Annotated in this window: 8 protein-coding genes; all 8 read right to left on the bottom strand. The window is 58.3% G+C overall.

Annotated features, from left to right (window positions below):
- Positions 1 to 98 precede the first annotated feature (98 nt).
- The gene (locus tag B5G09_RS03445; RefSeq protein WP_087309181.1) at positions 99 to 596 is read right to left on the bottom strand and encodes a lipocalin family protein; all 498 of its coding nucleotides are present in this window, start codon (positions 594 to 596) and stop codon (positions 99 to 101) included.
- A gap of 6 nt (positions 597 to 602) precedes the next feature.
- Complete coding sequence (locus tag B5G09_RS03440; RefSeq protein ID WP_241147557.1) at positions 603 to 1,436, bottom strand: DUF1573 domain-containing protein; 834 nt, start codon at positions 1,434 to 1,436, stop codon at positions 603 to 605.
- Positions 1,437 to 1,454: 18 nt separating this feature from the next.
- Entirely contained in the window at positions 1,455 to 3,569 is a 2,115-nt protein-coding gene (locus B5G09_RS03435) for a S8 family serine peptidase (RefSeq protein WP_241147556.1), read from the bottom strand.
- 27 nt (positions 3,570 to 3,596) lie between these two features.
- The gene (locus B5G09_RS03430) at positions 3,597 to 5,345 is read right to left on the bottom strand and encodes a BACON domain-containing carbohydrate-binding protein (protein WP_206384407.1); all 1,749 of its coding nucleotides are present in this window, start codon (positions 5,343 to 5,345) and stop codon (positions 3,597 to 3,599) included.
- Between the two features lie 2 nt (positions 5,346 to 5,347).
- A complete protein-coding gene (locus tag B5G09_RS03425; protein ID WP_087404033.1) occupies positions 5,348 to 8,098 on the bottom strand; it encodes a DUF4458 domain-containing protein in 2,751 nt (916 codons plus the stop codon).
- A gap of 89 nt (positions 8,099 to 8,187) precedes the next feature.
- Entirely contained in the window at positions 8,188 to 10,020 is a 1,833-nt protein-coding gene (locus B5G09_RS03420) for a hypothetical protein (protein ID WP_143256466.1), read from the bottom strand.
- A 64-nt stretch (positions 10,021 to 10,084) separates the two neighbouring features.
- A complete protein-coding gene (locus B5G09_RS03415) occupies positions 10,085 to 11,059 on the bottom strand; it encodes a DUF4984 domain-containing protein (protein ID WP_087404031.1) in 975 nt (324 codons plus the stop codon).
- A gap of 31 nt (positions 11,060 to 11,090) precedes the next feature.
- Positions 11,091 to 12,602 carry a RagB/SusD family nutrient uptake outer membrane protein gene (locus B5G09_RS03410; protein ID WP_206384412.1) on the bottom strand — a complete coding sequence of 504 codons (1,512 nt, stop codon included), beginning with the start codon at positions 12,600 to 12,602 and terminating at the stop codon, positions 11,091 to 11,093.
- Positions 12,603 to 12,604: the final 2 nt, after the last annotated feature.

Genomic DNA, 12,604 nt, shown 5'->3' with positions numbered 1-12,604 from the left:
AACGGGGAGCGACGTGCATGCATGTCGCTCCCCGTCTCGGGATGGCCTGTGCGGGGTGCGCCGCGGGGCGCATCTGCCGCAGGGGTGTTCGGTTCGGTCTATTTTTCGCTCTCTTCGGCCTCGATTTCGTCCTTGTAGGCATCGAGGATCTCCTGCGGCACGCCCGGGCAACGCTTGTAGACGGAGACATTCCGGGCGTCGTCGGTGGCGATCCAGGTCATGCGGTCGGAGAAGAGGTCGCGGATGATGTAGCGATGGTTCCAGTCTCCGTTCTCGTAGTCGTACATGCCGCGGATGACCGAGCCGAGGGATTCGTCGGTCGAGAGGTTGTAGACACCGGTGATCCGGCGGGGACCGAAGCTGTCGAGATTCTGGTAGATGGTGAACTCGTTTCCGTCGCGGTAGGAGAGCTCGATGTAGACGTAGCTGCCGTCGGCCAGGGCTTCGCCGTTGTTCCAGGAGTCGAGTTTCCACGTACCGGAGAGGTTGTAGAGCGAGACTTCGAGTCCGGGGTCGTCGTAGCTTTTGTCGTCATCGCAGGCGGTCAGGCCGAATGCGAAGAGCATCAGGAGCGAGATTTTGAGCAGATTTTTCATATTTCGTTAGTTGTTGTTCACAGATTTGGATTCGTTGGTGGCAGGGTCGAAGTAGACCGTCACGGCGCTTTGCGAGGGCGGGAGCCCCACACCGCGCAGGAAGAGCGGCACCCGCTGGGGGGCACGGCCGGCCGTCGGATCGAACTGCACGATCAGCTCGCCGATCTCTCCCGGCCGGAGCACCTCGGGCTTGAATCCGGCCCGGATGCAGGGGGGCAGGATCCGCGTATCGACGCCGATGCGCAGGGTGTCGTTTCCGCCGTTGAGGCACTCGATTCGTTCGACGGCCTTCAGCTGCGGGTCGAGGTGGATCGCCTCCTGCTTGAGGAGCAGATTCCCGCGGGCATGGGGGTAGGCGTAGGTCGGACGGGCCGAGGGGATCACCTCGCCGGAGAGTTCGAGGATGGCCGTCGGCGCATTCGCGGCGAGTTGCGTGAAGAGGAAGATCTTCCGCGTGAAGCTGCCGGGATGGCCTTTGGGGTGGTAGGTGACGGTAACCGTCGCCTTCTCTCCGGGTTTGACCGGCTGGCGGTCCCACGACGGGGCGGCGCAGCCGCACGTGGTCGTGATGCGGGTGATGACCAGGGGTTTGTCGCCGACGTTCTGCCACTCGAAGCGGTAGTTTTTCGGGCCGTCGTCTTCGCCGATCGGACCGGTTTCGATCCGTTTGGCGACGAACCGCATTGCCTGAGCGCCGTTGGCCAGTGCGGGGTTGGCCATGCTGTCGAGCCGCTGACGGGGAACGATGTGAAACTGTCCCCGGACGGGGGAGGCGGCGCCGAGTGCCGCCGCCATCCCCATCGGGACCAGAATCTTCGTTATGAGCGATCTTCCGGGCATAAGCCTTCCTTCTCCGAATTAGAGCCAGCCGTTACCGTTGGCCGTCTTGCGGACGGTGATGTTGAATTTCTGTACCGTGCCGTTGGCTTCGATCGAGGCGGTCGTTACCCCCTCCTTCAGGCCGGTGAAGACGGCTTTGCCCTCCTTGATTTCGCCCGTTGCGACCGAGGTATTGTCGATCTTGAGCGTGTAGGAGAGGCTTTCTCCGTTGACGAAGTAGCGGGCGGGATCCTCCTTGACGGCATTCTCCGCCCCGATTCCGAGGTAGATGTTCGGGAAGGTGACGGCCGTACCGGCCTCTTCGCCCTCGATGGCGGCCAGGAGCTTGTCGGCATTGACCAGACCGCCGGTCTTGCCGACATACTGCGACAACTGGATGATCTTGGGATAGTTCTTGCCCATATCGCTCACATAGTGGTAATACTTCTTGTTCCCGGTCTGGTAGTCGTCGATCGGGGTAACGCTTTCGACGAGCAGTTTGCGGAACTCGGCGGCGGTGAAGTGCTTGCGCAGCTTGACGGCGTAGGAGAGGCCCAGGGCGGCGACACCCGATACGTGGGGGCAGGCCATCGAGGTACCCTCCATGTAGCCGTATTCGGTTTGGTCGCTGACCTGCGGCGGCAGCGTCGAGAGGACGCATCCGACGGCGCCGCGTGCTGCCGTGTAGGCGGGATTCTGGTTGTCATCGGCCACATTGACATAGTCGAAGTAGTAGTCCTGATCGCCGCCGGGAGCGGAGATGTTCGAACCGGGGCCGTAGTTCGAGAAGGTCGAGATGGTGTAGTCGGCGGCGATGGCATTCACCGAGACACAATAGTCCGCGGCGCCGGGGAATCCGGCCGAGGGGGCATACTCGTTACCCGACGCAAAGACGGGAATACCGCCTTCGATGGGTCCGTTGGGCGAACCGGCGTTGTGGACGAAGTAGTCGAGCGAAGCCTTCTCCAGCGGGCAGTTGGTCTCCCACTCCTCCTGGGTGGCGAATCCCGGGGTGTTTTCATAGCCGTTGGCCGTACCGGAGGTGTAGCCCCAGCTGCACTGCAGGATGACGGCCCCGTTATCGGCCGCGTACTTGATGGCGCGGGCCAGGCTGACCGTATTGCTCGAGACGTCTCCGGAGAAGATCTGGCAGGACATGATCTTCACGCCGGGATTCTCCTCCGTGCCGCCGGCGATCGAGGTGATGCCGATTCCGTTGTTGTTTCGGGCGGCGATCACACCGGCCACGTGGGTTCCGTGGCCCGTATCGGCCGACTTGTCGCAGGAGATGATTCCCGTATTGTTGATGAAGTCGTATCCGTAGTAGTCGCCGACATATCCGTTGCCGTCGTTGTCCTTGTGTGAGCCGTAGGTTTCTCCCTCGTTCTCCCACATGTTGTACTGCAGGTCGGGGTGGCGGAAGTAGATGCCCTCGTCGAGCACGGCCACGATGATCGACGGATCACCCGTCGTACGCTCCCAGGCCTTTTCGCAGTGGACGTCGGCACCGATCTGGAACTTGGCTTTGGCTACCTCGGCATCCTCCTCGGCATCGATGGTGAAGTGGTCCTGATAGCCGCGGTTGATCATGTGCCACTCCCATTTGAGGAGCTGGTCGTTGTAAACGTATCCGTTCTCACCCTCGGCACGGGTTGCGGGGGCATTGAGCAGCTCCTTGGGGAAGGGGATAGGCTTCCGGTCGGTGCGATAGGCCCGTTTGATGGTGCGGTTGGGCGTGGCGGTCTGGACCTCGCCGAGCGTCGAGAGGCGGTCGACGACCTCCTCGACGCTGTACTTGTCGCTGAAGCGGACGACATACCACAGATGGAGACCGGCCTGACGGGTCTGTTCTTCGTGGAGGGCGTCGACCGGGAATACGCGTTCGAGCTGGCACTCGCCGAGCATGTCGAGCACCTCGTCCACGGAGTAGATACCGCTTCGGGTTGCAGCGGCGTCGCTGCGGGTCTGAGCCAGGCCGCGTTCATCGAGCAGATCGCTGACCGCGGGGTCGAACTTCACGATGACCTCACCGCTCATCTCCGTGGGCTCCGACTGAGTGTTGGAGGCGGAGGGTTCGACGAGATCTTCGGTCGAGCAGGCATGGAAGGCGAACAGCGCCACGACGCTGAGGGCCGATACAAGATATTTGTTCATTTTCATATTGTCTGTCAGATCATGGTGTTAACGGCTGCCGGTCTGGGATCCGGAGTCGGTTCCCGTCTCCTGGTCGCTGGAACTGCCGGCCATCTCCTTCTTGGTGTACTTTTCGTAGTAATAGTTCAGGTTTACGGGCGTATTGGAGAAACCTGCCAGGTTACCCTTTTCGTCCTTGCCTTCCTGAGTGAAAAGCAGGGTGTAGGGGTCCCACCAGTCGAGAGCCGGGTGGTAGAGGATCCATTCGGGCAGCTCTCCGGTCAGACGGTTGAGGTTCAGGGCGAACATCTTCAACTGGGGCATGACGCGTTTGACATGTATGGCCGGGATGGTGTCGGGCCGGATGAAATCTTCATCGTCGTAATAACCGATCGTGGCGTCATCCTTGAAATCGGGGATTGAACCCTGGAGGTAGTTTACCGAGAGGTTCAGCGTGTCGAGACCCGCGATTCCCTTTGCCGCGTCGGGCTCCCACTTGAGCAGCCACGTGGGGAATTCGCCGAAGGTCTCCTGGGCCGAATCGTACTTGGTATGCTGATAGAGACCGCCGAAGTTGGTCGAGATGCTGTTGCTCAGGTCATAGATGAGCAGTCGCTGGTTGTTGGCCATTCGCAGTGCATGGAGCTTCGGGAAGTTCTCCGGGTTGATGACGGCAGGCACCTGTTCGAAATTGTTGCTGCTCAGATCGAGGTACTCGAGGTTCTTCAGTTTGGTGAAGTTTTCGTCGAGTTCGGTCAGACCGTATGCACCGATCGTCAGCCGTTTGAGCTGCGTGAGTTCACAGATGTAGGGACCCGTGCCGAGGTTGAGCTGGAAGGTATTCACGTTGCTGTAGAACCTGAGTTCTTCGGCAGCGGTCAGATACTGCACCTCGTAGGGGATGCCCTCCTTGGTGGAGAACGAGGTGAACTCGGCCGACTTGACACGGCCCTTCAGCGAATCGACGTATCCGGTCATGCCCTCTTCCCAGAGAACTACGCCGTCCCAGTTGTCCATTCTTTCGCCGGAGCTTTCCCAATCGGAGGCCCAGACTTCGAGCGACCGGGCAATGCCGAGCAGGGCTATGGAGTCACCGCCGCGTCCTGTGACGATGCGTTCAGCGGCATCTTGGTTGATGGTCAGTTCGTCGTTCCGGTCGAGTTTGACATCCGTTTCGGCAGGCGTGAACGAGAGGCGGGCATTGCGCTGCATCGGGGTGGAGTTGATCCCCCAGGTGATGCGCAGGGAGACTTCGCGGGGGCGACGGCCGTGGTCGAGGTTGACGTTGAACTGACCGACATCGATCCAACTGGGTTCGGCTCCGGTCTCTTCGTCGACGACCTTGACATTGAAGGCGACATTGGTTTTCACCTTCACGTCGAAGTAGCGTTTGTCGAGCGTTGCATAGTTTTCGATGTTTACCGATGGCTCATCAAGGGTGATGGCATAGTCGAAACCCTTCTGCGATACGTCGACACGCTTGTATTCGGTGTTGTTGTCGGTATTGATAAAGAGGACATAACCGTCGCGAGGCGAGGTGGTGATGGCGGAGTCGATAATCAGGCTGCACTCTTTCGAACCGCTGCCGTTTGCGGGCAATACGGTGATCCAGGGTGCGGAGGAGGTAGCGACCCAGTTTTCGCCGGCCGATACGTTGACTTTACGGGTGCCGCCGACGGCTTCGATGTCGATCGAATTGTTGTCGACCCCGAACTCGATCGTCTTGTCGGCCTCGGAGCAGGAGGCCATGAAGGCGACGGCAAGCAGCGCGAGTAAGATATGATTGCGTACTTTCATGGTTATTCGAGCATTTCAGGACAGTTGATGATATTCTGCGTTTTGTCGTAGGTCAGGGTATACGCTCCGGCTTGCCAGTAGTAGCAGATGTCCGTAGCGTCGAACGTGATGTTGGGGTTGTCGCTGATATCGAGGTTGTAGATCAGATAGGAGATCGTGTCGTCGACTTTGCGCAGGTCGTTCGACCCCAGATAGAGACCGCGCAGACCGGTGTGCTTGTAGATGCCCGTGGGCCACTCCTTCAGACAGCGGTTGCCGTTGTCGTCGCGCTGGCCGCGGACGGCATAGACCGTCAGCGTGAGGGCGTCGGTCGGTTCCCAGGGGAACTTCGAGAAGGCGTTGTAGGAGAGGTCCACACCGTAGAGGTAAGGCATGTTTCCGGCATGGAAATCATCCGGAAGCTCCTTGATCCGGTTGTAGGTCAGGTCGATGGAGATCAGGTTAGCCTGGTTTTCGGGTTTGGGGGAGGTGAAGCAGTCCTTCTCGAAACCCTCCAGACCGTTTCCGGCCAGCAGGATGTAGCTGATCCGCGACTGGCTCTTGGCCATGCAGGCGGGATAGGTCTTGATCCGGTTGCCCGAGAGGGTGAAGGTCGTGACGTTGATACCCTGATAGCCGTTGTCCTGGTTTTCGAAACCGTCGATCTCGTTGTAGCCCAGCGAAACGCTCGACACGTAGTAGGGGGTGTCGCTGGTGAAGATGTCGGGGACCTTCTTAAGCTTGTTGTACGAAGCGGAGAAGGTCTCCAGGTTGTCGGTGTTGCAGAAGATGCGGCGGCCGTTGACCGTTTCGGTTCCGAAACCGGTGATTTCATTGTTCTCGAAGTAGAGCTCCGAGGGCATGAAGTTGTTGCCTAACGCGGGAATCACGCCCTTGATCTTGTTGTTGGCCAGATCGAGCAGGCTGAGGCGCTCCATCTGCTTGACATCCTCGGGGAACTTCTCGAGGTTGTTGTCGCGGGCATAGAACATCTGGATCAGATCCTGCGACTTGCCATTGGCCAGGTATCCGATCGACTGGGAGATCTCGTCGGCCGTCCAACCGGGATGCTGGGCGGTACCCTGGTTGCAGGAGATGTTGACCTGTACCAGGGCGGGCATGTCGCCGACCTCTTTGGGCAGGCCGTGGAGGTTGGGGCAGTTGTAGATCTCGAGCAGCGTGCACGACGCGAGTTTGGCGATCGTCGTGGGGATATTCGAGATGGGGCTGTTGGCGATGTAGAGATACTCGAGCTTGGTCAGGTTGCCGATTTCGTCGGGCAGGCTCTTGAGGTTGTTGCAGAAACGTCCGGCGATGACATCCTTGGGTTGGATTTCTATCTGGCGGCCGCTCTTGCGGTCAAAGATCTGGTTCTCGGTGTAGCCCTGCTCATAGAGATAGATGGCCGGGCTGGTGAGGTTGTGCTCTTTGAGGGCCAGGGCGCAGGGATAGGACATCTGGGGCTGGATGTGCGTGGCTGCCAGATACTGCTTGTTGTAGGCGAGCCGGTTTCGATTGCGGTCTTCGAGCGACTTCGACTGGTCGAGCATCGGGTCGTAGGTGCCGGTGTTGGTATCGCTGTGCGAACCGAGGTAGAGTTCGACGAGCTCGGTGAGCTGACCGATAGCGGCGGGCATGTCGCCGCTGATTCCGAACTCGCTGAGCACGAGCTTGGCCACACGGCCGTTCGAGTGGACCTCGACACCGGGCTGATCGATCCACAGGTCGGGCGACTTGTTGAAGTCCCAGTTGCAGCCCTTGTTGTAGTCCTCACCGCCGTAGTACCAGTTCGGGCCGTCGAGGGCCTCCCAGATGGCCTTCAGGGCGTATCCGTCCTGAATGTACTCATCGGCCTCCTGCATGGTGACGGGGGCTTTGGCATCGATCGTCTCGTTGTCCGAGACCGTAAAGTTGTACTTCTCGGGGATTCCGCCGGAGATGGTTTCGAGCAGGAGTTTGTTGGTGTCGTAGGTGACCAGGCCGGTGATTTCGTAGTTTCCTGCGGGGAGGAAAAGGAGCGAGTCACAGGTGATCGACGAGGTCTGGTATCCGAATTTGTCGCTTTCGGCATTCTCTTCGTCGAAGTGAACGTCGAAGTTCGCCTTCAGGTTTGTGAAGGTGATTTCCTCTTCGTCGGAGTCGATCTTGTGGACGGAGACGTCGAAGTAGGCGATTTCGTCGAAGGTATATTCGCGGTTGCGGGATGAGCTTCGTGTAGCGTTCCATTTCCCGGTGAGTTCCGAGATATCCTTTACGAGGTTGAAACGGACCTTTCCGCGGGGGGCGACGTTTGCCGTAAGGTCATGGATGGTCAGGCCGCCGGCGACGACCGAAAGCCGGTTGTCGGAGACCGTACCGCTGTAGATCGGGGTATCGGTGATATCGTAGAGGATGAACGAGATGATCTGATAGTCACCGGCCATGAGTTCGAGTTTGTCGCTGCGCAGGCCGAACTCGGCAGCTTCGCTGCTGGTGGCCGAGAGGGTAAGGGTCTGCGAGATGGTCGTCGATCCGGACAGGAGTCTGATCCGGAGCTTGCAGGCCTGGGAGAGGTAGTCGAGCTGATCGACCATGTGGTCGGTCTGGTCGGCACGCGAGAGGCGCTGGGCATCCTGTGTTTGCGGATAGGAGGCCTCCTTGTAGAGCTTGAACTGGACATAGCCGTATTCGAGCTCGCGGTTGTCGATACCGTCGTCGTCGGAGCAGGCTGCGGAGCAGAGCGCGGCGCAGGAGACGACGAAGGCGAATAAGGATTTGATATTGAAAAGTTTCATGGAAAACTTGTGTCTTGTAAACTCTTTAATCATCGTATTTTGAAAACAGGGACCCCGGCCCATTCAACGGGGCCCCTGTTTTTGCAGTGTCAGAAAGCGTCAGTTGCCGAAGACTCGCCGCCTGTGCCTTCACCTTGTGCAGGTTCAGAACCGTAGTCATGGACGACGATAATAACACCGAGCGTACCTTTTACCCAACCTTCGGGAGCGAGTTCCTGGAACACGATGGTTGCCGTATCTCCTTTCTGGGCCGTATCCGTACCACTCATTCCCTCCGTGCTGATGAAAAGCTCGGTCTTCCCATTGACAGCCTCCATCGGTTCGCATGCCAACCATGTGGTTCCTTCGGGATCTATCTTGATCTGATTGTAAGTGGCCTCTGCGAAGAGAATGCCGATACCGCGATCGGGGTCGTTCGACTGCATCGGATTGGCCTTGCAGGTCAGTAGATAGACCGGGTAATTTTTGTTCATCCAGCCTTCGGCATAGTTGACGATGTGGCTATCGTCCATGTGATCCATGAAGAACTGGAAGTCGTCCTCCTTGTCCGGATCGAGCTTGGTAAGGGTTGCAATGGCATCTGAACCCTCGAAGCGGTCTTGTACCTCCGGGTTGATGGTGATGAAATCGTCGGTATCGCCGCTGGACGAAGCGTCGCTCTGTTCGATGGTAGCATAGACGTAGGGCTTGTACTCCGCCTTGAAGTCCGTCCCCTCCAGCATGTTAAATGGATCATCATCCTGCAGTTCATCGGCCAGACTCTTGGGCAGGGCGATCAGCTTGGCCGTACGGGCGGCTCCGGTTTCGTTGGGAGCTACCGTCACGGTGTACTGGTGCTCCTGAAAAACGTCTTCGAGTTCGGAGTTCCATGTGTCGGCGATGGTCACCCATTGTGCCGGGCCCTGTTTGAATACATATCCATACTCAGTCTCCTCGGCCACGTAGAAGGCCAGCCCTTCCGTACTGGAAACCGTCGTGGAGAGATTTTCCGAGATGGTTTCGTTCCCCAGTGAGTTGCTGATATACTTGCCTTCGTTGTTGAAGGTGAAGGTGGCGTTGGTGTTGGCCAACGGATGGCGGACGATGTCGCGGAATCCGGGGATGCGCAGACAATATCGGTTGTGGGCGTTGTTTCCGGGATCCTCATCGCGGTTGATGGACTTGTCGTAGAAGTCGATTACGGCCGTGTGGGTGTCCAGATTGGTTGCGGAGAAGTCACCGGTGACGGTGATCTGGTAGCTGCCGGGATCATCCGCAATGGCCATTGAGGAGATCTCCAGCCCCTCGGGTTTCGAGATCAGCCAGTTGAAGTTGCCCTTGGCCTTGAAGACATACATGAAACTGCTTACGCGGAAGGGCCATTTCAGCTCTACGATATCTCCGGAGTCCTGATCTGGACCGGAGTATTTCTTCAGAGCGGTCTCCGGGTAGACATAGGGGATGGTGAAATCATCCTTTGTGGAATCATCCGTCTTGTTGTACTCCGAGGCGTAGAGTTCGAATTCGCGGGCCTTGTTGCCGCGGGTGATCTGGGCGATAACCTTGGTTTGGCCGTTCATCGTGAGCGAGACCTCGCAGACGGGGTTTTCGTCGAAGGTTCCCGTGGAGATGGATTCGACATATAGGGTGACGGGCTCCGTGCTGGCTTTTCCGGATACGGATACGCCTTCGAAGGGGTCGTAGCGGAGTGTGAACCAGCGTGAAGTTACCTCGTCGGTGGGGATCGACGCGCTCCAGTCCATGTTGGGGGTGAAGGTCACGGCGCAGGAGTTCTCACCGGCGGGAATGGTCGCCTGCAGCAGCTCCGGGAACGCGGGAGTGATCGGTGTATCAACGCTGTCGTCCTCCGACTTGCAGCCGGAGAGTATCAGGGCTGAACTCGCCAACAGAACCGATGTCCAATATAAAATCGTGTTTTTCATAAGACATTGCGTTTAGTGGTACTATAATTGGAGAATGAGAATTTGGATGGAATTTTCGGGTTTCTCATTCTTGGGCATTCCCGGGGTAGTTCGGATCCTCGCGCGGATCGCGTGCCCCTGACATGTTCTCTTCGGTTTTGAGCCGGACGGCCTCCTCGAGCGATACCCACTCCAGGGTGTTGTAGTAGTGTCCGACCGCACCCACCATGGTTCCGACGTTCTTTATATATACGTAGAGCCAGGCGGAGATGGATTTCTGGCACGTATTGTAATACGAGTCGTAGTAGGGGCTGACGGTACCGAGGATCTTGTCATCGCCGTTGATCTGTCCGAAGACGGTCTGCTCGTCGCTGAGGACCTGGTCTTCATCCATCTCAATGATCGGATTGTTGGGATCGTCGTTCGTCAGACGCATCGTGACATCGTATCCGTTGTAGAGGAAGTCGTGCAGGATGATGGTGTTGGGTTCCGTGGGGTGCTTTTCGGTGTAGATGAGCCGCTGGTAGTTGGTGTCCAGTGCGCTGGGGTAGTCGTAGAGCAGCAGCGACGTGACGACGCACCAGCCGCTGAACGTATCCAGATCATAGTTGCAGCCCTTGTAGAGGACAACCTTCGTGTAGTCGCTCTCGGGATAGAGGCTCGTCCAGCGGAGCTGGTCGGGCATCACCAGATGGAGTTTGAATCCCAGCGAGTCGGTATCCTGAATATGATCGTAGCACCCGGCGATTTCGACATTGGCGGTACGTTCACCGGCCTTGATGGTAATGGTATTGGATAGGATCCGGTAGTGGTAGCCGTCGATGGCGTTGCTGCCCTGATCGATGGCCTCGACGGCGAACGTGCGGTCGTAGTCGCAGGCGACGGTCGAGGTTACCGGGACGGAGAAGCTGGCCTCGTCCGGGAAAACCCTGTAGGTCGACATCGTGTCGGCGAACATGATGTATTCGGCATCGGAGTAGGTCTTTTTATCCGCGTTGCATCCTGTGGCGAGGAGTCCGCCCAGGGCGGCCGTGCACAGTATGACAGTAATTCGTCTCATGTTTGAAAGGTCTTAGTAAACGGTGAATGCGTTAGTTGTTGCTCTCGTTGGGCTCGATTTCGGCGCCGGGCGATTCGAGTTCGTGGCGCGGGATGGGCCAAACGAAACGCGGGTCGTCGGCCTCGATCTTGAGCGAGCTGCCTTCGGCGAGCGAGCACGACTGGGGTTTACGTTCGAATCCCATGTGCCAGCGTTTGAGGTCGTTCAGACGGAAGCCCTCCATGTAGAGTTCGCGGACGCGCTCGGCGGAGATGGTTTCGAGCCAGTTGTTGGCGCTGACGGTGATGGCTCCGGCGCCGCCCGAGTAACGTTTCTGACGCAGCGTGGTGAGATCCTTGCCGGCTGCCGAGTAGTTGGGCGTCGGGAGGTTGCAGTAGGCCTCGGCACGGATCAGATACTGCTCGGCCAGACGGAAGAGCTTGGGCATCGAGACCATGTAGAGGTTTACCGAGGCGATGAACGACTGGTTGCCGAAGTACTTGTACAGCAGGGGCCACGTCAGTCCGTTGGCATAGCCGGTGGTGTACTCCTTGAAGTAGGCGTCGTAACGCAGGTCCGTATCGGCATAGGCGTCGAGCACCCACTGTGCGGGCACGTAGTCGGGATAGGTGTACGTGTAGTCGCGGTTGGCGTTGAAGAACACCTGACCCAGGGCGCCGCCGTAGGAGGTGGTCGTGAATCCGACCTTCCAGATGATCTCGAAGCTCGAGTCGTAGTTCCACATGTAGGTCAGATAGGTATCCGTGGATGAGTACTGCTCGTTGGCGTCGGCCAGCTTGAACATCTCGTTGTCGATGACCTTCGAGGCGTAGTCGACGGCCGTCTGATAGTCCTGCATGTAGAGGGCCACGCGGGCATGGAGGGCCTGTGCGGCAGCGGCCGTGGCGTAGATGGTGTTGTACTGGTCGTTGTCGTTGTCCAGCAACTCTTCGGCACGGTTCAGGTCGTCGATGACGAACTGGTAGGAAGCCTTGAGCGAGGCGCGCTTCATGGGTTCGGGCGTGGAGTACTTCGAACGCAGGACGACGCCGAGTTCGTTTTCGGCCGTTGCGGGGTCGTATGCCTTGCAGAAGCACTCGATGAGTTTTGAGTAGCAGAGTGCGCGGATGGTGTAGACCTCGCCGGCGTAGGTGTCCAGGGCATCGATGTTTTCGTAATTGGTCTCCTGCTGCTTGACGGCGTCGACGCGCTCGAGGAAGAAGTTGCAGCGGCTGATGACGCCGTAGAGAGCGGCATAGACCGATTCGACATCCTGATCGGTCGAGAGGAGGTTCCAGAGCCATGCGGGGCCGTAGACGTTCGAAAAGTTTTCGACGGCGTAAGCCAGGTCGGCTTGAATGTCGGGCATGACGGTAAGGGTCCCGCTGAAGAGCGAGCTGCTCATCAGACCTGCGTAGATGCCCGTGACGATCTGTTCGGCATCGTCGAAGGTCTGCATGGCCTCGTCTTCACGGATGGACGATTCGGGCAGTTTGTCCAGACACGACGAGGTGCCGGCTACCAGAAGAATCGCGGCGATGAGTGACTTGATATTTCGTAACATAT

This window comes from Alistipes sp. An54 (assembly GCF_002159375.1).
GTDB lineage: Bacteria > Bacteroidota > Bacteroidia > Bacteroidales > Rikenellaceae > Alistipes > Alistipes megaguti.
This window is presented reverse-complemented; position numbering and strand designations above follow the sequence as displayed.